The 23,758-nt window shown below is 38.4% G+C and carries 27 protein-coding genes and 1 pseudogene; 24 read left to right on the forward strand and 4 right to left on the reverse strand.

What is annotated here, in order from left to right; translation table 11 throughout:
* Positions 1 to 304: 304 nt before the first annotated feature.
* From nagB to APS80_RS06090, 9 genes are all read left to right on the forward strand, one after another.
* On the forward strand, positions 305 to 1,030 hold the full coding sequence (gene nagB / locus APS80_RS06050; protein ID WP_059107385.1) for a glucosamine-6-phosphate deaminase: 726 nt from the start codon (positions 305 to 307) through the stop codon (positions 1,028 to 1,030).
* A gap of 163 nt (positions 1,031 to 1,193) precedes the next feature.
* Complete coding sequence (hxlA, locus tag APS80_RS06055; RefSeq protein ID WP_059107386.1) at positions 1,194 to 1,826, forward strand: 3-hexulose-6-phosphate synthase; 633 nt, start codon at positions 1,194 to 1,196, stop codon at positions 1,824 to 1,826.
* A gap of 1 nt (position 1,827) precedes the next feature.
* Positions 1,828 to 2,376, forward strand: coding sequence for a 6-phospho-3-hexuloisomerase (gene hxlB / locus APS80_RS06060; RefSeq protein ID WP_059107387.1), 549 nt, complete (start codon positions 1,828 to 1,830; stop codon positions 2,374 to 2,376).
* A gap of 192 nt (positions 2,377 to 2,568) precedes the next feature.
* Positions 2,569 to 3,069, forward strand: coding sequence for an AAA family ATPase (locus APS80_RS06065; RefSeq protein WP_059107388.1), 501 nt, complete (start codon positions 2,569 to 2,571; stop codon positions 3,067 to 3,069).
* 111 nt (positions 3,070 to 3,180) lie between these two features.
* On the forward strand, positions 3,181 to 3,381 hold the full coding sequence (locus APS80_RS06070) for a hypothetical protein (RefSeq protein ID WP_059107389.1): 201 nt from the start codon (positions 3,181 to 3,183) through the stop codon (positions 3,379 to 3,381).
* 391 nt (positions 3,382 to 3,772) lie between these two features.
* Complete coding sequence (locus tag APS80_RS06075; protein ID WP_248843158.1) at positions 3,773 to 4,873, forward strand: AMP-binding protein; 1,101 nt, start codon at positions 3,773 to 3,775, stop codon at positions 4,871 to 4,873.
* On the forward strand, positions 4,866 to 6,005 hold the full coding sequence (locus APS80_RS06080) for an acetyl-CoA C-acyltransferase (protein ID WP_059107390.1): 1,140 nt from the start codon (positions 4,866 to 4,868) through the stop codon (positions 6,003 to 6,005). The genes APS80_RS06075 and APS80_RS06080 overlap by 8 nt, the downstream gene beginning before the upstream one ends.
* On the forward strand, positions 5,977 to 6,348 hold the full coding sequence (locus APS80_RS06085; RefSeq protein WP_059107391.1) for a hypothetical protein: 372 nt from the start codon (positions 5,977 to 5,979) through the stop codon (positions 6,346 to 6,348). Before APS80_RS06080 ends, APS80_RS06085 begins: the two co-directional genes overlap by 29 nt.
* The gene (locus APS80_RS06090) at positions 6,348 to 6,599 is read left to right on the forward strand and encodes a hypothetical protein (protein WP_059107392.1); all 252 of its coding nucleotides are present in this window, start codon (positions 6,348 to 6,350) and stop codon (positions 6,597 to 6,599) included. The genes APS80_RS06085 and APS80_RS06090 overlap by 1 nt, the downstream gene beginning before the upstream one ends.
* Before the next feature lie 666 nt (positions 6,600 to 7,265).
* On the opposite strand, the gene thiD is transcribed toward APS80_RS06090, so the two are convergent.
* On the reverse strand, positions 7,266 to 8,096 hold the full coding sequence (gene thiD, locus APS80_RS06095; protein ID WP_059107393.1) for a bifunctional hydroxymethylpyrimidine kinase/phosphomethylpyrimidine kinase: 831 nt from the start codon (positions 8,094 to 8,096) through the stop codon (positions 7,266 to 7,268).
* Between the two features lie 243 nt (positions 8,097 to 8,339).
* On the opposite strand from thiD, the gene APS80_RS06100 reads away from it, so the two are divergent.
* Genes APS80_RS06100 through APS80_RS06115 form a run of 4 tightly spaced genes read left to right on the forward strand, consistent with a single transcriptional unit; the run spans position 8,340 to position 11,313 of the window.
* Positions 8,340 to 9,008 carry a uracil-DNA glycosylase gene (locus APS80_RS06100; protein ID WP_059107394.1) on the forward strand — a complete coding sequence of 223 codons (669 nt, stop codon included), beginning with the start codon at positions 8,340 to 8,342 and terminating at the stop codon, positions 9,006 to 9,008.
* Positions 9,001 to 9,375, forward strand: coding sequence for a DUF5327 family protein (locus tag APS80_RS06105; protein ID WP_059107395.1), 375 nt, complete (start codon positions 9,001 to 9,003; stop codon positions 9,373 to 9,375). The genes APS80_RS06100 and APS80_RS06105 overlap by 8 nt, the downstream gene beginning before the upstream one ends.
* Positions 9,376 to 9,402: 27 nt before the next feature.
* A complete protein-coding gene (locus APS80_RS06110) occupies positions 9,403 to 9,765 on the forward strand; it encodes a DUF423 domain-containing protein (protein ID WP_059107621.1) in 363 nt (120 codons plus the stop codon).
* A 57-nt stretch (positions 9,766 to 9,822) separates the two neighbouring features.
* Positions 9,823 to 11,313, forward strand: coding sequence for an APC family permease (locus APS80_RS06115; protein WP_059107396.1), 1,491 nt, complete (start codon positions 9,823 to 9,825; stop codon positions 11,311 to 11,313).
* Positions 11,314 to 11,395: 82 nt separating this feature from the next.
* On the opposite strand, the gene APS80_RS06120 is transcribed toward APS80_RS06115, so the two are convergent.
* The 3 genes from APS80_RS06120 to hemQ all read right to left on the reverse strand — a co-directional run bounded on the left by APS80_RS06120 (position 11,396) and on the right by hemQ (position 14,149).
* Positions 11,396 to 11,851 carry a threonine/serine exporter family protein gene (locus APS80_RS06120; RefSeq protein ID WP_059107397.1) on the reverse strand — a complete coding sequence of 152 codons (456 nt, stop codon included), beginning with the start codon at positions 11,849 to 11,851 and terminating at the stop codon, positions 11,396 to 11,398.
* A gap of 15 nt (positions 11,852 to 11,866) precedes the next feature.
* A complete protein-coding gene (locus tag APS80_RS06125; RefSeq protein ID WP_059107398.1) occupies positions 11,867 to 12,640 on the reverse strand; it encodes a threonine/serine exporter family protein in 774 nt (257 codons plus the stop codon).
* A gap of 759 nt (positions 12,641 to 13,399) precedes the next feature.
* The gene (gene hemQ / locus APS80_RS06130; RefSeq protein ID WP_059107399.1) at positions 13,400 to 14,149 is read right to left on the reverse strand and encodes a hydrogen peroxide-dependent heme synthase; all 750 of its coding nucleotides are present in this window, start codon (positions 14,147 to 14,149) and stop codon (positions 13,400 to 13,402) included.
* Positions 14,150 to 14,315: 166 nt separating this feature from the next.
* Between hemQ and pta the strand changes: the two genes are divergently transcribed.
* The 11 genes and pseudogenes from pta to APS80_RS06185 all read left to right on the forward strand — a co-directional run bounded on the left by pta (position 14,316) and on the right by APS80_RS06185 (position 23,732).
* Complete coding sequence (gene pta / locus APS80_RS06135; protein ID WP_059107400.1) at positions 14,316 to 15,302, forward strand: phosphate acetyltransferase; 987 nt, start codon at positions 14,316 to 14,318, stop codon at positions 15,300 to 15,302.
* Complete coding sequence (locus APS80_RS06140; RefSeq protein WP_059107401.1) at positions 15,302 to 16,147, forward strand: lipoate--protein ligase family protein; 846 nt, start codon at positions 15,302 to 15,304, stop codon at positions 16,145 to 16,147. Before pta ends, APS80_RS06140 begins: the two co-directional genes overlap by 1 nt.
* Positions 16,148 to 16,693: 546 nt before the next feature.
* Positions 16,694 to 17,614 carry a mevalonate kinase gene (gene mvk, locus APS80_RS06145; protein WP_059107402.1) on the forward strand — a complete coding sequence of 307 codons (921 nt, stop codon included), beginning with the start codon at positions 16,694 to 16,696 and terminating at the stop codon, positions 17,612 to 17,614.
* Between the two features lie 5 nt (positions 17,615 to 17,619).
* On the forward strand, positions 17,620 to 18,603 hold the full coding sequence (gene mvaD, locus APS80_RS06150) for a diphosphomevalonate decarboxylase (RefSeq protein WP_103170782.1): 984 nt from the start codon (positions 17,620 to 17,622) through the stop codon (positions 18,601 to 18,603).
* Positions 18,604 to 18,615: 12 nt separating this feature from the next.
* Positions 18,616 to 19,692: a phosphomevalonate kinase gene (locus APS80_RS06155; RefSeq protein ID WP_059107403.1), complete on the forward strand. Its 1,077-nt coding sequence runs from the start codon at positions 18,616 to 18,618 to the stop codon at positions 19,690 to 19,692.
* 181 nt (positions 19,693 to 19,873) lie between these two features.
* Positions 19,874 to 20,212, forward strand: coding sequence for a YuzB family protein (locus tag APS80_RS06160; RefSeq protein ID WP_059107404.1), 339 nt, complete (start codon positions 19,874 to 19,876; stop codon positions 20,210 to 20,212).
* A 19-nt stretch (positions 20,213 to 20,231) separates the two neighbouring features.
* Positions 20,232 to 20,405: pseudogene (locus APS80_RS06165) on the forward strand (hypothetical protein); the annotation flags it as partial.
* Between the two features lie 201 nt (positions 20,406 to 20,606).
* Positions 20,607 to 21,149, forward strand: coding sequence for a flavodoxin family protein (locus APS80_RS06170; protein WP_059107406.1), 543 nt, complete (start codon positions 20,607 to 20,609; stop codon positions 21,147 to 21,149).
* 238 nt (positions 21,150 to 21,387) lie between these two features.
* On the forward strand, positions 21,388 to 21,867 hold the full coding sequence (locus APS80_RS06175) for a GNAT family N-acetyltransferase (RefSeq protein WP_059107407.1): 480 nt from the start codon (positions 21,388 to 21,390) through the stop codon (positions 21,865 to 21,867).
* A 30-nt stretch (positions 21,868 to 21,897) separates the two neighbouring features.
* Entirely contained in the window at positions 21,898 to 23,196 is a 1,299-nt protein-coding gene (locus APS80_RS06180) for an HD domain-containing protein (RefSeq protein WP_059107408.1), read from the forward strand.
* A gap of 26 nt (positions 23,197 to 23,222) precedes the next feature.
* A complete protein-coding gene (locus APS80_RS06185; RefSeq protein ID WP_059107409.1) occupies positions 23,223 to 23,732 on the forward strand; it encodes a YwhD family protein in 510 nt (169 codons plus the stop codon).
* Positions 23,733 to 23,758: the final 26 nt, after the last annotated feature.

Below are 23,758 nucleotides of genomic sequence, written 5' to 3' on the forward strand. Positions count from 1 at the left end.
TGAATAATAAAAAAGTGAATTTTATTATACTCACTTCCCAAATAAAGGAACAGCTCAGTGTTTATTTAAATTATACCAGTAACCATGATAGATGAATAACGCTTCGGGTTGAGTCGCGTTGGAAGACAAGTGAAATAGAATTTAACGAAGACTTCATGTGCTTGTTAACAAAAATTAAATATTGCGGATTATAGTAGAGCATGTAGACATTAGGGAGCACTTATCACATGTGTTAAGATAAAATTGTTTCTAGCGTAAAGAATGAATGAGGCCAGCACAGTGTAGCCTTAAGGAGGAGATCATGATGAAGATTACAAATTTAGGTACAGCAGCACGTGCCTCTTTCTATGTTGCTTGTGAATTATATAAAGAGATGCTTGTGCAACCATCTGCTAAACTAGGCCTAGCTACAGGCGGTACGATGGAACAAGTGTATAGTGAATTAGTTAATTTACTTGTAAAAAATGACTTAGACGTTTCTAATATAGAAACATTTAATTTAGATGAATATATCGGTTTATCTGCCGAACATAAAGAAAGTTATCACTATTATATGCAGCATCATTTATTTAGTCAGTATCCACATTTTGATCAATCCAAACTGCACATCCCTGATGGTAAAGCAACTGATTTAGATCAAGAAGTGATTGATTATGAACAACGCATTCAACAACAAGGGCCGATAGATATTCAGTTATTAGGTATCGGAGAAAATGGTCATATCGGATTTAATGAGCCAGGTACAGACATGCATAGTCAAACACATGTGGTTGATTTAACTGAAAGTACAATTAAAGCGAACAGCTATTATTTTGATAATGAATCAGAAGTTCCAAGACAAGCCATCTCTATGGGAATTTCTACGATTTTAAAAGCGAAACGCATCATCTTACTCGCATTTGGAGAACGGAAACGTGAAGCTATCACACAACTTTTAGATGGTAAAGTAGACACGGCGGTGCCAGCAACGATATTAAATGCGCATCCTAATGTTGAAATTTACGTTGATGACGATGCAGCACCACAATAAAATGCCTTATTTTAGAAACTGAGTCAACAGGTCCTTCGTGTTTAAATCTATTTGAGAAGGGTAAAAATTTATTGTTACGTGCTTAAGCTGATTTGTATTAAGCTTAAGTGGCTTTTGATAAGATGATTTATAACGAAAATTCGAAACGAAGGGAAGATATATTTTGGAATTACAATTAGCTATTGATTTATTAAATAAAGAAGAAGCAGCAGAATTAGCAAATAAAGTGAAAGATTATGTAGATATTGTTGAAATTGGTACTCCAATCGTAATCAATGAAGGTTTACCAGCAGTTCAACACTTAAACGACAACATTGATGGCGTAAAAGTTTTAGCTGACCTTAAAATCATGGACGCAGCTGATTACGAAGTAAGCCAAGCCGTTAAATTTGGTGCAGATGTTGTTACAATCCTTGGTGTTGCTGAAGATGCTTCAATCAAAGCTGCCGTTGAAGAAGCACATAAAAACGGTAAAGAATTATTAGTAGATATGATCGCTGTTCAAGACTTAGAAACTCGTGCTAAAGAATTAGACGAAATGGGTGCTGACTACATCGCAGTACACACTGGTTATGACTTACAAGCACAAGGTGTTTCTCCATTAGATAGCTTGAAAACAGTTAAATCAGTAATCAAAAATTCTAAAGTAGCAGTAGCTGGTGGTATTAAACCAGATACAATCGAAGAAGTAGCTGCTGAAAACCCTGATCTAGTTATTGTTGGTGGCGGTATCGCAAACGCTGATGATCCAGTAGAAGCTGCTAAACAATGTAAAGCTGCAGTCGAAGGTAAATAAGATGGCAGAACAAGCGAATTATCGTTTAATCTTAGATGAACTTGATAACACACTTTCCCAAGTTTCAGATGAAGCAGCACATGCATTTTTAGCTAAGGTTGAAAATGCGAAAAACATTTTTGTAGCTGGTAAAGGTCGTTCAGGATTTGTTGCGAACGGCTTTGCGATGCGATTAAACCAACTTGGTAAATCAGCACATGTCATCGGTGAATCCACAACACCTTCTATTGCAGAAGGCGATTTATTCATCGTCATTTCAGGTTCAGGCTCAACTGAACACTTACGTTTATTAGCTGAAAAAGCGAAAAAACTGAACGCTGAAGTTGCATTATTAACAACAAAACCTGATTCAGCTATCGGGGAATATGCAGACAGTGCGATTGAATTACCTGCAGGTACAAAACACGATGCAGAAGGTTCAGATCAACCATTAGGTAGTTTATTTGAACAATCTGCACAAATCTTCTTAGATAGCATGGTCATTGATCTCATGAAATTATTAGATATCGATGAAACAGCTATGCAAAACAACCATGCTAATCTAGAATAATAAACACACACTCAAATTGAATTGATTGTTTCTTTCCTCCGCTTATCATGACGTCTTCCGTTATGATAGGTGGAGGTTTTGTTATGGAGAAAAATAGGAGAGTGGTGTCATCTGTTCCGCCTCTATCATGTTTGAAGTGACTATAAAAGGATATTTTAATAAAACACAAACATACGATGAGGAGTGAATAGAATGAGCGTTGTCATTTTGATTAGGGGTAATTCAGGTAGTGGAAAAACAACGGTTGCGAAGGAAATACATCATCTTCTAGCTCCCGTCTCTTTATACATATCTCAAGATGTCGTAAGAAGAGAAATGCTTAAAGTCAAAGATCTGCCTAATAATTTGGCGATTGGATTAATAGCACAAATACTGGATTATGGGATGAGGCACTGTGATTTTGTCATTCTCGAAGGTATTTTATCTGAAAATAAGTACGGTGAGATGCTAAGAAATACTTTGAAACAAGCGGATAAGGTTTTTGCTTATTACTATGATTTAAGTTTTGAGGAAACTTTGAGAAGACATGAAACAAAAGAAAACACAGATTTTGGAGAAAAAGAAATGCGTTCTTGGTTTACACCTCATGATACTATCGGTTTAGAAAACGAAAGAATAGTAGATGATGAAATGACACAAGAGGATATGATTCAACTTGTCATGAAAGATTTGAAACTGTATAAAGCGAATTAAGTTAATTATAATATTAAATGTTGCAACTATTTCAATCAGGGATAGTTGCTTTATTTTTAGGACTTCATTCTTAGAAAAAAATCAAAATATATAAGAAAGGAGAGCTAAATTATGAGCAAGACAACCATGTGGTCGGCTATCATTATCATTATATTACTTTTAGATTCCATCATCCTCGGACGTAGTGGTATTTCTGATACATTTTTAGCCATACATAATATCCTTTCATTGTTAATACTCGTATGCCTTTATTTTATTAACGGAAAGGATAAAGACAAAAATAAACAGGATAAGCATAAAAAAACGAAATGACTCATTGAAAGGCTAAATATAGAGTTATAGCGTAGTTACAAATTTAAAATATACCACTCAAGAATAATAAATGTTACTATGAATTCAAATAAGTTTACATTTTCGAGTGGGTGAAGAGATGGCATTGATGAAACGCTTGCGCAGATTTGCTGAATTACAACCGAATCAAATCGCATTACAATTTGATAAACATAGCTTAACGTATAGCGAGTTAGCGCAATATATTGACGCCTATTGCGATAGATTATCACAGATTCCAAAGCACCAATTCGTCGCAGTTGGTTTTCAACAACCGATGGAGACCCTATTGTATTACCTTGCTTTGCGGGAAAAGGAATGTATTCCATGCGTGTTTGATCCCTCATGGCCGTCTTCGTAGATTAACGAGTTATTGCGGTATGACGGCATTCCTTTCTATATTGATGCTACGCACGACATTCACAGTTACACACCTACAACCTCACCCTTAAAATTGATATCAGAGGATTTGCTTCATGTCGGTTTTACCTCTGGCACTACAGGTTTGCCTAAAGGTTATTATCGAAGTGAAATGGCGTGGATTCGGTCTTATGAACAAAATGAACAATTGTTTAACCAAGAAATCACGATGATTGTTGCCCCAGGTCCGTTGGCGCATTCTTTATCGCTGTATGCCTGTATTTATGCATTGTATACTGGACGTACGTTTTTAGGCCAAGCACATTTTGAACCACAAGCCTTGATACATATGATGAATGAATCAAAACAAAGCGCAGCATTATTTGCAGTACCTACGATGTTGCATGACTGTGTTTATCAATGTCCTCAATCAACAAAATATCTCAAATCAGTTTTAAGCTCAGGAGATAAATTGTCTGAGCAGTTAAGACGTAAACTTACTGAAGCATTTCCAGCAGCTCAATTGATAGAATTTTTCGGGTCCTCTGAAGCCAGTTTCATCAGTTATAACCGCGATAATGAAGCACCTGCAGACTCTGTAGGTCGTTGCTTTCCAAATGTGGCAATTCAATTAGCAAACAAAGATGACCAAGGTATTGGGAGCCTCTTCGTCAAAAGCAATATGACATTTAGTGGTTATGTAGGTGAGGAAAAACGTCCAAACGACTGGATTGAAATCGGTGATTACGCGTCGCTTGATACAGACGTTTATTTATACTTACATGGCAGGGCAAACGACACGATGATTATTGGCGGTAAAAACGTGTATCCGGTAGAAATTGAACGCGTGATTTCTCAATACCCAGCGATTGAAGAAGTACTTGTCATCAGTGAAACACACCCTCGTTTTGGAGAAGTTGCCGTTGCGCTTTATACAGGAAAAGAGACAGTATCGTATGCTGAAATGCGTACTTATTTAGCGTCGCGTCTTTCGCGTTATCAAGTTCCTTCAAAATGGAAAAGGGTCAACCAGATGCGCTATACACCGAGTGGTAAGATTGCGAGAGGTCAGATGAAACGTGCATATGAGGAAGGGAGATTAATCTATGAATGAACCTGTGATTGTTGCGGCTAAACGGACTGCTTTTGGGAAGTATGGCGGCACACTTCGACACCTGGAGCCAGAGCAGTTAATGAAACCATTATTTCAGTATTATAGTGACCTTGATTCCAATGTTATGCAAGATATAGATGAAGTCGTGCTAGGTAACGTAATCGGTAATGGCGGGAATATTGCGCGAAAGGCATTGTTAGAAGCAGGTCTAAACGAGCGTATTCCTGGTATAACGCTTGATCAACAATGTGGCTCTGGTTTAGCAGCCATCCAATACGCATGTCGCATGATTCAAGCAGGTGCAGGAAAGATATATCTCGCAGGCGGTGTTGAAAGCAGTAGTCGTGCACCATGGAAGATTAAACGACCACAATATGTGTATGAGACGCAGTTACCGCAATTTTATGACCGTGCGTCATTTGCGCCAGAGGGCCAAGATCCTTCGATGATTGAAGCGGCTGAAAATGTAGCACAACAATTTAATATTAGCCGAGCTATGCAAGATCAATATACACTGCAAAGTTATGAAAGAACTCAGCGTAATGCCGTAACATCTATTTCCCAGGAAATCTTATCATTAACAGTAAAAGGGCAAAGCTTTTTTCGAGATGAGAGCGTGAAATCTCAAGTGAATGAACGGTTTTTAAGTCGCTTAAAGCCACTTATTTCGGGTGGAACTGTGACAGCAGGTAATAGCTGTATGAAAAATGACGGAGCTGTACTGCTTTTAGTTATGGAAAAAGAAACCGCAATACGTCTGGGCTATACGCAAGGTCTACAATTTATGGATAGTGTGACGACAGGCGTATCACCTGAAACTTTAGGCATAGGACCTATACCTGCTGTAAAAACAATATTGGAAAGACAATCACTGGATATCGCTGACATCCATTGTGTAGAACTAAATGAAGAATTTGCTTCTAAAGTATTAGCTTGTCAGCAACAATTAGGAATAACTGATGAACAATTAAATCGTTGGGGTGGTGCGCTTGCAACAGGTCACCCCTATGGTGCAAGTGGTGCAGCCATAGTCACACGGTTGTTTTATATGGATGAATCTGAGTATTCAATCGCAACGATGGGAATCGGAGGTGGAATGGGTGATGCCGTATTATTTAAACGATGGCGTTGAGAAGATACATGTGTCTTTTGATGTCGATTTTGTTAAACAATACTGTGCGATGTTGCAACTGGAATACAGTGAAACGAATGTGCCACCACTTTGTTGTGCTAAGTTATGGCCGAAATTTCAGTTATTTCAATCGTTTGTAGGTCAAACGATTACGTTGAAAAGTACTGAACTACAGCAATGTGAATCACTACATACCAATAAGGATTGCTTAGCGACTTTACAATGTATTGAAGTACGACGCATTCGTTCTTTTCGGAAATATACATTTCAGTTACATATAACAGACGAACTAAAGGAGGTGTTAACCATCACACAAACATTTGTCGAAAGTGTGGGTGAGTGATGAAAATAACAAAAACAGAGGTTGAAAAATACTTAGCATTAGTGGAGGATTTGAACCCGTTACATGGTACCGTAGTCCCTGGACAGTACGTGGTACAACGCGTGATGACACAGTGTGGACTCACTTGGCACCACTATACTCAGCCCATTTATTTTAATGATGAGTTGGAGTACGATGTGATTCAAGATGCTACATTAAAATTAAGAAATCAAGACGATCAGATCAAATTAGTAATTCGAAGATTGTCATAAAAAAAGCGAATGACGATACGAAGTATCGCCATTCGCTCTAGGTTTTATAAGGGGTTTGTAATAATGGGACAACACGATGATGCGCAGTGCTTCGAGTTGCTCTCCAAGCAAACAAAGGGGACAGTCTTTGGCTCATCATCGTGTATGTTAGGTTTATCGGTTTTACTAGTGACGTACTGTTCAATGATATAAAGGGACAGGTTATACCATCGAACAGCTGATGTCTAAGACGACATATTTTCAGGAGTAATATACTGTCTTATTCAAAATCTGGAGTGCTTACACATCGGGATTTTACCAATGTTGATAAGCAGATTCATGCTCAATGAAGATGAATGTGATTGATTTTAGCGTCATCGTATCCTTTCAGGTAGAGAGAATGGTGTAGCTCACACATCATAAAGATGTGTGAAAGATTACTGAAAGTCGATACAATCACGCAATCTATAACAAGCTCAAATTCATATCATCGATCTTGCTGTAGGATGTTTATTGCTTCTCTCTACACTACATATCTTACATCCTTTCCATATGATTGACATGAGTCTATGGTATCAACTTTCTCTAGGACTATCGTTGTAGATGGTTTTGAGCCCTCTTTTTCTACGTAAAAAACGGTTGATGAGCGTACTCATCAACCGCTAAGATCGTTCATTTCATGAATGATTAAACTTCTTCTGTAGTCACATCGATGTGTTCGATACGGTTATGTGCACCGTGATCCACAGGTCCAACGAATTCATTCATTTTCCAACCGTTTTTAATCGCTGAAGCAACAAATGCTTTCGCAGCGATAACGGCATCTTTTGGAGATTTACCATTTGCTAAATAAGCTGTTGTTGCAGCTGCAAAGGTACAACCTGCACCGTGATTATAGCTTTGTTGGAACATATCAGTTGTTAATTGGGTGAATGTTTCACCATCGTAATATAAATCATAAGATTGTTCTTGATCTAACGCTTTACCGCCTTTAATAATGACGTGTTGCGCACCTTGATCATGAATGATTTCTGCTGCACGTTTCATGTCATCGATAGATTTAAGTGTACCTAGACCTGAAAGTTGACCAGCTTCAAATAAGTTAGGTGTTACAATTGTTGTTTTAGGTAATAAATATTTGATCATCGCGTCTGTATTACCTGGGTTGAGCACTTCATCTTCACCTTTACATACCATGACAGGATCTACAACGAAATAATCGGCACCTGATTCAGTGAATGCTTCACCTGCACGTTGGATCATTTCTTCAGTACCAAGCATACCTGTTTTCACAGCATCTGGACCGATAGAAATCGCAGTTTTAAGTTGTTTTTCAAATACGTCGAACGGAATCGGTGTCACATCGTGTGACCATGTTTCAGTATCCATAGTGACGATTGAAGTTAACGCCACCATACCGTAACTGTCTAATTCTTGGAATGTTTTTAAGTCAGCTTGCATACCTGCACCTGCACTTGTATCAGAACCGGCAATGGTTAAAATCTTTTTAAGTGCCATAAATCAGTTCACTCCTTAAAATCTTTATTGCTTATATCATACCACGTTTAGCAACAGTTCAAAAAGTCGTGCCTATCACCGTATAAAGCGCTTTTATCAAGTCAAATAGCGCAAGTCTGAGTCTTTCAGTTTAAAATATAAATTCGGTCAATATAGAGATGTTGAATTCAAAAAGATGTCGCAATAACAAACGTATCTCTGCGCACGATGGTTATGTTAAGATATGAAATGAGGTGAAGAAACATGGAATGGTCGGACGTTTTTCATGATATAACAACGAAGCATGATTTCCAGGAAATGCATGATTTTTTAGAAAAAGAATATACGACACAAATCGTTTATCCTGAACGAAAAAATATATATCAAGCCTTTGATTTAACACCTTTTAATGACATCAAAGTCGTCATCTTAGGACAGGATCCGTATCACGGTCCTAATCAAGCCCATGGTTTAGCATTCTCGGTGCAACCGAATGCGAAATTCCCGCCATCTTTACGTAATATGTATAAAGAGTTAGAAGATGATCTGGGATGTAAAAGACAGTCACCACATTTACAAGACTGGGCTAGAGAAGGTGTGTTATTACTGAATACAGTATTGACCGTACGCCAAGGTGAAGCCCATTCACACCGTGGCATTGGTTGGGAAACATTTACGGATGAAATCATCGCCACAGTTTCTAGAGAATTGGAGCACGTGGTCTTCATTTTATGGGGAAAACCAGCGCAACAAAAAATGAAATTGATCGATACATCTAAACACTATATTATTAAGTCACCACATCCAAGTCCATTATCGGCAAATCGAGGTTTCTTCGGCTCTAAGCCATATTCACAAGCCAATGATTATTTAACTGCGAATGGGATTTCTCCCATCAACTGGTGTGAAGGAGTGAATCCACACGATGAATAAAGATAAAATGATTCAATTGATTGAACAAGAACTCGTCCAAGCTGATGAAGCAACATCATCTGTTGATTTTGAAAAGCACATGTATGCGATTCATGCGTTAACATCGCTATATACAGAAGGTGCTGCAACTCACGAAGATACGCTGTCAAATACTCAAAAATCATCGACGTTTTCAACTCAAAGCCAAGCCTCATCTACTTCTCAATCTTCTGCTAAAAATCAAGTGACTGCAGCAGAAATCAAAGCGATGGGCGGTGAGGTGCCTGCTTCGATGAAACAAAGCGCGGATCATACGAGCAGTTTACCTTCAAATCAAATGATCACAGATGATGAGATTGGTAACGGCGATTCAATTTTCGATTTTTAATGTAGGTGAAAGAAGGGAAGCAATATGATGAAAGTCTTTATTATATTAGGTGCATTGAATGCGTTAATGTCTGTCGGTACAGGTGCATTTGGTGCACATGGATTAGAAGGTAAGCTCTCTGAAAAATATATGTCAGTTTGGGAAAAAGCCACAACCTATCAAATGTATCACGGCCTTGGCTTGATCTTGATTGGTATTATTAGTGGTGTGACTTCCATTAACGTGAACTGGGCAGGATGGCTCATGTTCTTAGGCATTGTTTTCTTCAGTGGTTCACTTTACGTCTTAGCACTGACACAAGTTCGCGTACTCGGCGCTATTACGCCTATCGGAGGCATTTGTTTTATTTTAGGCTGGTTATTATTAGTGATTGCATCTTTTAAATTATAAATAGATTAAAACATTCACCTTCTGGGTATTACAATACTCACGAGGTGAATTTATTTTATGGCTAAAAATAAGGAAACAATAGATAGGGGAGATCTGCAAGCGAATCTGTCCGAAAAGTTTGTATGGGCGATAGCTTACGGCTCTTGTATCGGTTGGGGTTCATTTATTCAGCCGGGTGACTGGATCGCACAATCAGGACCCATCGCATCCATTATCGGGATTACACTAGGCGCCTTATTAATGATTATCATCGGTGTCAGTTATGGTGCACTCATCGAACGTTTCCCAGTTTCTGGTGGGGCATTCGCATTTAGTTATCTTGGATTTGGACGATATGTGAGCTTCTTTTCTTCTTGGTTTTTAACATTTGGTTATATTTGTGTCGCAGCGTTAAATGCAACCGCGTTTAGCTTGTTGATTAAGTTCTTAATGCCAGACGTCATTGAAGTAGGTAAGTTGTATACCATAGCAGGATGGGACGTCTACATTACTGAAATCGTCATTGCTTCCGTATTATTATTAATATTTATGTACATAGGTATTAGAGGGACCAATGTGTCTGGTGCCTTACAGTATTACTTCTGTATCGCATTAATTGTGACCGTAGCGCTATTATTCCTTAGCTCGTTTTTCGGCAATAATTTTTCATTAGAGAACTTAGAACCACTCAAAAATGAGAAAAAAGGTTGGTTTGTCTCTATCATCATGATCCTTGCGATCGCACCATGGGCATATGTTGGGTTTGATAATATTCCACAAACTGCTGAGGAATTTAATTTCTCACCTAAGAAAACGTTCAAACTCATCGTATACAGTCTGTTAGCAGCAGCACTCACTTATGTAGTCATGTTGCTTTATACAGGATGGTTAAGCTCATCTAATACCAACGTGAATGGTCAACTCTGGTTAACGGGTTCTGTGACAAAAGAAGCATTTGGCTTTATCGGTCTCGGAATTCTGTCCATCGCGATCATCATGGGTATCTTTACTGGACTGAATGGCTTCATCATGAGTTCAAGTCGACTTCTCTTCTCAATGGGTCGTTCAGGCATTGTACCGAAAGTCTTTAGTAAAACACATCCAAAATATAAAACACCATATGTAGCGATCATTTTCTTAGTATCGCTCACATTGATTGCACCTTGGTTAGGACGTACAGCACTTACATGGATTGTCGATATGTCATCTACAGGGGTTTCAATCGCATACTTCGTCACTTGTCTAGCAGCGATGAAATTGTTTAGTTATGACAAAGCAAGTGCGACGTACAGTCCCGTTTATAAAACGTTTGGTATCTTAGGCGCAATCGTATCATTTATCTTTTTACTCTTATTACTCATACCATTCTCACCAGCCGGTCTATCGTTACCGTCTTACATCGCGCTCGGTGGATGGTTACTACTTGGACTCATCATCTTCGGTTTCCGCTATACGAAAATTAAAGCTATCGATGAGGATCAACTCAGTCGCTTAATTTTAAACCGTAGTGAACAAGAAACAGAAGCAATGATTCACGATGACAAAGCAAATCAGTCTAACGATAAATAAAATGATAAACATATTAAAAGCTACCCATATGATTCCGTTCATATGGGTAGCTATTTCATGGTTATATTTTTAAAACAGCTGGTTATCGTGCGTGTTTGCGACGTCGGTTCATGCTGAGAATATATAATTTTGCGAGTTGGTCGGCAAATAATAGACCAAGAGCAATGGCACCCGCAACGAGTGCTACTTCTAACATCGTGTTGATGGCTTCACCGAATTCTAATAGGACTAAGTTTTTCGTCGCATCAAAAGCGAGGCCTCCAGGGACGAGTGGAATGATACCAGGAATCATAAATAGAATGACGGGTTCTTTTTTAGTCCGTGCCATCACGTGACTGATAGCACCAAGTGTGAGACTGCCAAAGAAACTCGCGTAAATACTGTGGAAGCCTAAACCATTGTAGAGAATGATATAGACCATCCATCCGCATGCCCCTACGAAGCCGGACGCAAAATAGAGGCGTTTCGGCCCATCAAACAGCACGCCAAAGAACATGGACACGATATAACTACATATAAAATTGAGTATCCAAAACATAGATGTGCCTCCTTTTCAGACGATGAGTAGGACAGTACCTACACCTGCACCAATGCCAAATGAGGTCACGAGTGCCTCTAATGATTTCGTAGTAAACATGAGCATATGTCCAGCGAATAAGTCTTGGACTGCATTAGTAATTAACATCCCTGGGACGATCGGCATGACCGACGCGATGATAATCGCAGATAGTGAGCCATCCGGGAAAAGGGAGTGTCCGAGAATTGCGATTAAACCTATGATGAGTGAACCAATAAATTCTGGGATGAAGCCCGCCTGTAATTTGCGACTCAACAATTCTACAACGATGTATCCTACAGCACCTGCAATTAGAGTAGTGAAGATATCAATCAGATGACCTTCTTGTAGGTAGAGGAAGCTGATTGATATGATGGCAGCCGCAAAAAATTTTGAAACCAAATCGTGCTGCAAACTCCGTGAATTGAGGATGCGATCGAGTTTATCGTACGCTTCCTTTAACGTGATCTCTCCATTAGCTAAATCTCTACTGACGCTATTTGTACGCGAAATACGTAGTAAATTGGTCTCTCGTTTGTTAATCCGGAATATTCTTGGATTCGTGTCATTATGGAGCATAAAGTTAATCATTGTATTCGTTACGAAACTTTGACTTTCACTGTAACCTAAGTTATTAGCAATACGGGTCATCGTGTCTTCTACACGCGAACCTTCAGCACCCGATTCTAGCAGTATACGGCCAGCTAACACGACGACATCTTTAATGAGCCGTTCTTCATTCGTTTCTTGAGTATATTGATGTGTTGTCATATGATCACCGAATTGTTTAGTTTAGTTAAAATATATCGTTAAGACCGAATGACGCTTTACCATCGCTTTGATGTAAATCTTAAATGCACATCACTCTGTCACTGTATACTTTATCTTGTCTATTGATTATACCCTAAAATACGTTGATTATGAAGGGAGATAAAATGTTTATCCAATTTACGAATTATTTATATGTTCTTAACAATTTATACAATTAGAGGTAACAAATGTACATTTTTAAGTTGAAATGGTAATTAATATTACATTATATTAGAATTTTGCGTTAAAACTTTCACATTAGAGGGGTCAAAGACGTTTCAATTATTTTAAAATGGTTAAAGTAATAATGTTAACTGTTTTAGATATATTGAGTAGCGACAATATATTACATAAACAGTTAATCAGTTAGCGTTTAGTAGTGAATAAGTTCTCCCAAGGCAAATGCACTACAAAAAGTCGAGGCCGGGACAATCGCGTTTGTGGAGTTGTTCAGAACCGAAAGATGAGGGGGAATTGATCGTTCAATTTCTTCGCATTGTCTCGGTCCTTAGCAAACTTCTGCTTTTGAGATACCGTTGATTGGTTAACTTAAGTATTAACGATCGTTTGTCCCCTCCCCTTGACTGCTAATATATTCGATAATGATTAATTTGATATAACGTCTTTACATATGTATGTAAGGATAAAAATAGGGACTCAGAGTAACGTAACCATCACTTTGAGTCCCTTATTTATATATGGATCAATATCTCTAAGCAATTATTCAGCAAAGAATTGATCTAAATCATCTGTTTTTAAGATTGTGCCGACATAGAAGCTACCGAATTCACCGTAGCGTGCTGTTGTTTCATCAAAGCGCATATCGTAGACGATTTTTTTGAATTGAAGCGGATCATCTGCGAAGAGTGTCACACCCCATTCGAAATCATCTAAACCGACAGAACTTGTAATGAATTGTTTGATTTTACCAGCGTATTGACGACCGATTTTACCATGTTCGTACATCAATTTTTGACGATCTTCAAGTGGTAACATGTACCAGTTATATGTTTCATTACGACGTTTATCCATAGGGTAGAAACAAATGTAGTCAGACTGAGGTAATTCTGGATAAAGACGTGGTTTAATACGTGGGTTTTCATAAGGGTCTTCATCTGATTTACCGGCAAGATAGTTGCCGAGTTCGATGACAGATACAAATGAATACGTTGGGATTAAGAAATCCATAATACGTAATTTATTCAATTCGTTTTCGATTTCGTTTAATTGTTTCATTTCTGGGCGAAGGACCCATAAGAGAATATCTGCTTTTTGGCCTGTAATATTATATAAAGCATGGTCACCAGTGTTATTTTCACGAGCTGACGCATGTTTAGTTAAAAAGGACTGTAATGATTCGATCATTGATTGTCTTTCATCTTCTGGGATGAGGCGTAAACTAGCCCAATCTACTGTGTAAAATAAGTGTAAACTATACCATCCTTCAAGTGTTTCAGGTGCTTGTGGCATATAACTCACTCCTTTTTAAAATTTCATTTCATGAAAAGTTTATCATAAGCAGAAGCCTTAAACACCTGTAAGCAACTTACAAATTAGTGACATGGAATTTTATAATAAAAAGGCGTATAATAAAACTGTAAAAATACTATATAACAACAATTTTGAGGAGGCTACTATGGCTTTATTAGATGTGTTAGAAGAAAAACTTTCAGGGAAACAAGTGAGAATCGTATTACCAGAAGGTGAAGATGAACGTATTTTAACAGCTGCTACGCAATTACAAGCAACTGATTATGTGACACCTGTATTATTAGGTAATGCAGATGAAGTTAAAGCGACAGCTGAAGAAAAAGGATTAGATATTTCTGACATCGAATTCATCGATCCTTCAACAAGTGAATACAAAGAAGAATTAGTCAATGCATTTGTTGAACGTCGTAAAGGTAAAGCAACTGAAGAACAAGCTCAAGAAATGTTAAAAGATGTAAACTACTTCGGTACAATGCTTGTTTACACTGGTAAAGCAGATGGCTTAGTGAGTGGTGCCGTACACTCAACAGGGGACACTGTACGCCCAGCTTTACAAATCATCAAAACAAAAGAAGGTGTCGCTAAAACATCTGGTATCTTCTTTATGATTAAAGACGATAAACAATATATTTTCGGTGACTGTGCGATCAACCCAGTATTAGAAGCACAAGACTTAGCTGAAATTGCAGTTGAAAGTGCGAAATCAGCACAATCATTCGGTATGACACCACGTGTCGCAATGTTAAGCTTCTCAACTAAAGGTTCTGCCAAATCTGATGATGTCGAAAAAGTAGCGAACGCGACACAATTAGCTCAAGAAAAAATCCAAGAACAACAATTAGAAGACGTCGTTGTCGATGGCGAATTCCAATTTGACGCAGCGATCGTGCCTGAAGTGGGAGCGAAAAAAGCGCCAGATGCTCAAATTCAAGGTGACGCAAATGTCTTTGTCTTCCCAAGTCTTGAAGCAGGTAACATCGGATACAAAATTGCACAACGCTTAGGCGGCTATGACGCAATTGGCCCTGTCTTACAAGGATTAAACTCTCCAGTGAATGACCTATCACGCGGCTGCTCAACAGAAGACGTATATAACTTATCAATCATCACAGCTGCGCAAACATTATCATAATGGACTTAACGAGTAAATATTTTAACGGGGTAGATTGGCGTTATGTAGATCACTCATCAGGTCTAGAGCCAATGCAATCCTTTGCTTTTGATGACACCTTTTCTGAAAGCGTAGGGAAGGAGTTATCTAGCAACGTCGTTAGAACTTGGATTCATCAACATACGGTGATACTCGGTATGCATGATGCACGCCTTCCTTTCTTGAGCGATGGCATTCGTTATCTGACTGATGAACAAGGGTACAATGCGATCGTGCGTAATTCCGGTGGACTCGGGGTTGTACTAGATCAAGGGGTGTTGAATATCTCTTTAATCTTCAAAGGGATGAACGAAATCACCATTGATGAAGCATTTACCGTAATGTATTTGTTAGTCGCTAAAATGTTTGAAGATGAAGATGTAGACATCGACACATACGAAGTTGAACACTCTTACTGTCCAGGCAAGTTTGACTTAAGTATTAACGGACGGAAATTTGCTGGTATTTCGCAAAGAAGAGTGAGAGGCGGCATCGCTGTTCAAGTTTATTTATGTGTAGAAGGCTCTGGTGAAACACGTGCTGAAATGATGAAAAACTTTTATGATAGGGCACTCCAAGGTGTAGAAACTAAGTTCCAATACCCTTCTATTGTGCCTGAAGACATGGCTTCATTAGAAACATTACTTGGACACCAGATTACCGTGCAAGATGTCATGTTCCGCTTATTATATGCCATTAAAGATATGGGCGGACGTCTCAATATGGAACCTGTAACAGATGTGGAATTGAAAAATTATGAGCGCTACTATGATAAGATGGTAGAACGTAATACGAAAATCAATGCACAAATGAATGAAGACAAATAACTTAAAATTAAATGATTGAATGAAAGAGGTCGGGACAAAACGTTACGAACATATGTCATCGAGCTATGAAGCACGAGATGAAGCACATAGACGCTGCCTTAAGGGAACGTCTTTTCATAGCTAAACGGTACGAAGAAGTATCCGATGATATGTACTTCAATGCGATTGTCCCAACCCCTTTTTGTTTTGAGTATAAAGGGAGATTTGTAATATTTTCATTAATGGTTTTGAATCTACGGGTTTAAAGTTATATAATAGTAAGGACTTAGTTATAATTAGTAGCAGGTATTAATTTTGTGGTTTATCATAAAAATATGAACAAAATGTGACTTAAGACGGATGAGCATCGGCGTTTTTTGTGAGATAATCAAGCCTCATTTATTGATTGTCTTTTACCATAACAAGACATGGTATGATGCAGAACATTCATCACATGTGAGACCACGTACCAAGCGCATTTGACAGTCATAAGCGAAAATGAGTTTGGGTCGCTTTAACAGATAATGGAAAGAGAAATTCAAAGAAGGTATTAAAGGTGATTGGAATATGACACAACATGGTTACGGGGAAGCAAACGGGAAGGTGATTTTGATAGGAGAACACGCGGTCACATTTGGTGAACCAGCGATCGCAATTCCTTTTACAACGGGGAAAATTTGTATTTCTATCGATGCACTTCACCCGAATGAACAATCGTATGTGAAGAGTGCTGTCTTCACAGGTATATTAGATGAGGCACCAGAGCATATTCATGCGGTTGTGACACGTTTTATTGAAAAATACGACATCTCTACGCCAATACAAGTAACGATTGATTCTAACTTGCCCCCGTCTCGCGGTTTAGGTTCAAGTGCTGCGATGGCGGTCGCTTTTGTCCGTGCAAGTTATGACTATCTTGATCAACCTTTACCTGATGCACTGCTACTTGAAGAGGCGAATTGGGCTGAACGCATTGCACATGGCAAACCAAGTGGGATTGATACACAAACTATTGTATCTAATAAACCCGTATTGTTTGAGCAAGGCAAAGTGACAACACTCAAACCTCTCGCACTAGATGGTTATATGGTAGTTATTGATACAGGTGTCAGAGGTTCAACAAAACAAGCTGTAGAAGACGTGCATACCTTATGTGAGGATGATGCTTATCTACAACATATCAGAGCGTTAGGTGAACTTGTAGTTCAAGCGAGAGATGCAATTCAAGAACATGATTTTGCTAAATTAGCAGAGGTATTTAATCAAGGTCAAGGACACTTGAAGACGTTAACCGTCAGTCATGAAATGATTGAAATCATATTAAAAGCGAGCCGTGAACAAGGTGCGATTGCGGGTAAATTAACTGGTGGCGGCCGCGGTGGCAGTATGATTGTGTTAGCGCCGTCTATGAATGTTGCTGAACAAATCTCAGAAAGTGCCAAAGAACTCGGTGCCCATCATATATGGATTGAACAATTAGGAGGTTAGAAAACGTGGTAATGAGCGGGAAAGCGCGTGCGCATACAAATATTGCAATTATAAAATATTGGGGTAAGGCGGATGATACTTACATCATCCCGATGAATAACAGTATTTCAGTGGCTTTAGATCGTTTTTATACAGAAACAGAAGTCACATTCGATGAAAGTTATGACAAGGACACTTTAGTATTGAACGGTGAGCCAGTGAACGAAAAGGAATTGAAAAAGATCAGCCGATTCATGGATGTGGTCAGAGATTATAGTCAACAACCCTTGTATGCACACATTGAAAGTGAAAATTTTGTCCCTACAGCAGCAGGATTAGCCTCCTCTGCCAGTGCCTATGCTGCACTTGCTGCTGCCTGTAATCATGCGCTTTCACTCAACTTATCAGATAAAGATTTATCACGTTTAGCACGTCGTGGTTCTGGGTCAGCCTCACGCAGTGTGTTTGGCGGCTTTGTAGAATGGGAAAAAGGACACGACGACAAGACATCATTCAGCCATCCTATCGAATCAGATCACTGGGAAGATGAGCTATCTATGATTATTGTTGTAATCAACGATAAAGCAAAAAGTGTGTCCAGTCGTTCAGGGATGGCGTTGACACGTGAGACATCTCGTTTTTATCAATATTGGTTGGATCTTATTGAAGCGGATATCGCAGAAGCGAAATTAGCGATTAGTGACAAAGATTTTCAACGTTTAGGTGAAGTCATTGAAGCAAATGGCTTACGTATGCATGCCACTAATTTGGGTGCTCAACCTCCGTTCACATATTTAGCACCAGAAAGTTATCAGGCGATGGCGATCGTCCATCATTGTAGAACACTTGGTTATCCTTGTTACTTTACCATGGATGCAGGCGCAAATGTTAAGATACTTGTGCAGAAAGCACACCAACAAGCTGTGGTGTCTGAATTAGCAAAAACATTTAAAGACGAACAAATTATCATAAGTGATATTACACGTTCAGGGATTGAAATTATTGGATAAGGAAGAGATAAAATGATTCATGTAAAAGCACCAGGGAAACTTTATATCGCAGGGGAATATGCGGTGACAGAACCTGGCTACAAGTCAGTATTGATTGCAGTAGATCGTTTTGTTACAGCGACAATTGAGGACTCGGATGGCGACCACGGTACCATTCATTCTAAAACGTTACACCATGAACCGATTGTATTTGAACGTAGCGAAGATCATCTCGTCGTTTCAGATGTTCACGCAGCGAATCAATTGAAATACGTCATTACAGCGATTGAAGTTTTTGAGCAATACATAAGAAGTAATCACATGGCATTAAAGCACTTTAATTTGACGATTGATAGTAATTTAGCCGATGATTCGGGTCAAAAATATGGCTTGGGATCAAGTGCGGCAGTGCTCGTATCAGTCATCAAAGCACTTAACGAGTATTACGAAACGGATTTATCGAATCTCTATATTTATAAATTAGCAGTGATCGCAAACTTAAAATTACAAAGTTTAAGTTCTTGTGGTGATATTGCGGTAAGTGTGTATACTGGATGGCTCGCATATAGTACCTTTGATCACGAATGGGTGATGCAACAGATTGAAGATACTTCTGTTAATGAAGTGCTGAAAAAGAACTGGCCTGGATTACATATCGAACCACTCCAAGCACCTGAAAACATGGAAGTCCTCATCGGATGGACAGGATCTCCAGCTTCATCCCACCATTTAGTGAGTGAGGTGAAACGATTAAAATCAGATCCCACTTTTTACGGCGGCTTTTTAGAACAGTCTCATGCCTGTGTTGAACAACTGATTCACGCCTTTAAAACGAATCACATTAAAGGTGTCCAAAAAATGATTCGTCAAAACAGAAAAGTCATCCAACAAATGGATCGTGAAGCGACGGTAGATATTGAAACCCCTCAGCTTAAAACGCTTTGTGATGTCGCAGAAAAATACCATGGCGCAGCTAAAACTTCTGGTGCAGGCGGTGGCGACTGCGGTATTACCATTATTAAAAGTGACGACAATAAAGCACAGATTTATGAAGAGTGGCGCAAAAACAACGTCAAACCACTCGAATTTAATGTTTATCATGGTCAATAATGCAATCTTTTATCTCGTATTTATCTTGTACTCGATACGCTATATAGTGGTCGAGTCTTTTTTATGGTATGACAATTTGATTTCAATTTAGCGAAAATGCTTGAAAAAGTTGTGGAAGAGCGTAAAATGTTTATCGTTATTTTAAGAGAACAAAGATAAAAAGAAAGGTAAGGTGTCTACTGTGCATAATAAATTTCAAATATGTGATGACTGTCAAGCAGTGAATTGTAAGTCGTTACAACGTAGATTAACGAAATTAGATCCAGATGCAACCATTGAAGTAGGATGTCAGTCTTACTGTGGTCCTGGACGCCGTAAGACATTTGCCTTTGTCAATAACCGTCCACTGGCTGCGTTATCAGAAGATGAACTGATGGAAAAAGTAGAAAAACAACTCCAAAAACCACGGGATCCAGAGGAAGAAGAACGATTGAGAAAACGTAATGAAGAACGAAAACGCCGCAAAGAAGAACAAGATCGCAAACTAAAAGAAAAACTTGCGCAACGTAAAGGTAAATAAACTTGCGCGGTGTAACGAGATCAACCATGACGAAATTTTATATTTAATAGATGATAATATTCCAGAAGATAGAGACATAGATACGTTTACGAAAAATAAAATGATCATTGGTTTTGCTAATAATTATTTTCCTGAACTGCAATTATTAGCTGATAATATAAAATCTGATATGGCGCAATCAATGAGTGATTAACTCATTTTAAGGCTGAGACAAGAACAAATTGTCCCAGTCTCTTTTGTTTTTAAAATGAGTTTTTCATCACAACCGAACCTCAATTTTAAGGCATTTTCGCACCATAAACGAACCCCTGATTTTTGAGTCACTCAAAACATAGATGAGTAAATTGTCACATAATAGGGAATGACACAACAAAAAGGGGAAAGGTGATGTGAAGTGATAACAGTACTTTATGGTGGCAGTCGTCCAGACGGCAATACAGTTCAATTAACACAAAAAGCATTAGAAGGACATGACTATAATTGGATTGATTTAACCGAGTATCATTTTAATCCTGTCAGAGATTATAGACATAATGACAAAGAAATTCATGATTATACTGAGGATTATAAACCTGTGTTAGATCAAATGTTAGCTAGCGACGTCGTGATATTTGCTTCACCTATTTATTGGTACAGCATTTCTGCATCGCTCAAAGCTTTTATAGATTTATGGTCAGAAACGATGTTAGATCCTGAATATGAAGATTTTAAAGAACGCATGGGACGTATCGAATTTAGATTAATATTAGTAGGCGGAGATTGTCCGAAAGTGAAAGGTAACCCTTGCATTAAACAAATGCAGTATACATTAGCTTATATAGGTGGAGAATTAACACATTATATTATAGGGACAGCAGAACGTCCTGGCGACATCATGCAAGATAGTTATGCGTTAGAACGTGCAGAAGAATGGCGCCAAGTCTTACCACAATCATAATGACATTCACTTTATTCAAAAGGTTTTTCGACGCTTTTCTCTCCAGCTGTGTGATAAAATAATTATAACTTATTCATTTTTTATCAAAACAATGGAAGTATTTTGAATCGCATAAAGTAGCTATAGTATAATAAAAGATATCTCATTCGCGCACTGTGCACAAGCATCATATTCATAGTGTTGCATCTTTATTAAGGGTATGCGAAACAATAAATCAAATAATTGAAGGGTGAACAATATGCATGAAGTAAGAAAAGCGACACCAAGAGATGTTATTGGGATCAGAGATGTAGCAACAAAAGCTTGGTACAACACATATTTAAATATTTACGCTGCTAAAACAGTCAATGAATTTTTAGCTGCTTCATACGATGAACAACAGTTGTATAAACGTTTAGATGAACAACTCTTTTTAGTCGTGGAAGATGATGAAGACATTATTGGCTTTGCTAATTTCATCAATGGTAAGGAACTCTTTTTAGCTGCACATTATGTCAAACCGAACTATCAATATCATGGCTATGGTAAGGCACTGCTCAGTGAAGGCTTGTCTTATTTTAAAGGTCAATACGATGCAGTCTATCTTGAAGTCAATCACCAAAACGACGCAGCAGTGCGATTCTACCAACATCAAGGCTTTGAACTCGTTCGTACATACGAACATGTATTGTATGGCGAATCACTCCAATTAGCATTATTACGAAAACCATTAAATTAACGCAGTTTAAATGAGAGAAGGAGGCTAATCGTGACGCAGATAGACTATGCTACAACAAAATTAAAAGAAGAAAAAGTATTTAAAGATCCAATTCATCGTTACATACACGTTGAAGACCAAGTTATATGGGACCTGATTAAAACGAAAGAATTTCAACGGTTAAGACGTATCAAACAACTCGGTACGTTGTATTTAGCATTTCACACCGCAGAGCATAGTCGCTTTGGTCATTCATTAGGTGTGTACGAAATTGTGCGTCGTATGATTGATGAATCTTTTAATGGGCGACCAGCATGGAACAATGACGATCGTCCACTTGCCTTATGTGCTGCGTTACTTCACGATTTAGGTCACGGGCCTTTCTCTCATAGCTTTGAAAATATATTTAATACAGATCACGAAGCTTTCACCCAAGCGATCATTACAGGTGATACGGAAGTGAATGAAGTGCTACAACGGGTGGCACCGGACTTTCCACAACAGGTCGCTGATGTAATTAATAAGACTCATGACAATAAATTAGTCATATCTATGATATCTTCACAAATCGATGCTGATCGAATGGATTATTTACAACGGGATGCTTACTTTACAGGTGTGAGCTATGGTCAGTTTGACATGGAACGTATATTGAGACTGATGCGCCCTTCAGAAAATGAAGTTCTAATTAAAGATAGTGGGATGCACGCGGTAGAGAGCTTTATTATGAGTCGCTATCAAATGTATTGGCAAATCTATTTCCACCCTGTGAGCCGCGGGGGTGAAGTGTTATTAAGCAATTGCTTACATCGCGCAAAGCAACTTTATTTAGAAGGCTATGAATTCAAACGTTATCCAACTGATTTTGTTCCGTTTTTTGAAGAGGATATATCGATTGAACAATACATAGAGCTAGATGAATCTGTCGTGTTATTTTACTTAAAAGAATGGATTCATGAAGACGATGGCATTCTCAGTGATTTATCGCAACGATTTATCAATCGTGACTTGTTTAAATATCTACCGTTCGATGGTTCAATTATAACGATTTCAGAGCTCACAGATTTATTTGTTCAAGCAGGCATTGATCCAAATTATTATTTCGTAAGTGAATCTTTCTCAGATTTACCGTATGACTACGATCGACCTGGCTCTAACCGTCAGCCGATTCACTTGTTGAGACGAAACGGCTCTATTCGAGAAATTAGTAGTCAGTCGCTCGTGATTTCTAGTATTACGGGTATTAATCGCCAAGACTATAAACTGTATTATCCTAAAGAATTGATTGCAGACATTGAAGATGATCAAATTAGAAATGCAATCGTTGGGATACTTAACGAATTGAATTAACTTTTTACAGAGGAGAGGTGTATCAAGTGGCAGAGAATAAAGGCTTTAAATTTAATATTATAAAAAATGATCCGCTCGACGGACATAAAGGGACAAATATCGGCTCAATTAGTTTAGATAATGTGGCACCTGTCTTTATCGATATTTTAAATGAAGACGTCTTTGTTGATATCGGTGGCATGCATGCACGCTCTGAAGTGGAAAAGGGTGTGAAATGGATTACCGATAAAGAAGCGGTTGAAGGTGAAGAAGCGAAACCGTACTGGTTGTGTTGGGTGACGACAGAACGTGGTGAACAAGGCCCATACTATGCTGGACTCACTGCATGTTACTTGCTCGTGAATAAAAGTATTCGACGTGGATATAAAAGCATGCCTGAACACGTTAATATGATGGATAAATCGATGAAACATCGTTTTATCATTGACCACATTGGTGAAGACAACAAAGCATTATTAAAAGATTTCTTGAAAAATCACAGCCCAGAGATGTGGGAGAATTCAAGTGATGAATTGCATCAGCTTTTTGAATCGTAAAATTTGAGTATAAGAAACAATTACAC

This window comes from Staphylococcus auricularis (assembly GCF_001500315.1).
Classification (GTDB): domain Bacteria; phylum Bacillota; class Bacilli; order Staphylococcales; family Staphylococcaceae; genus Staphylococcus; species Staphylococcus auricularis.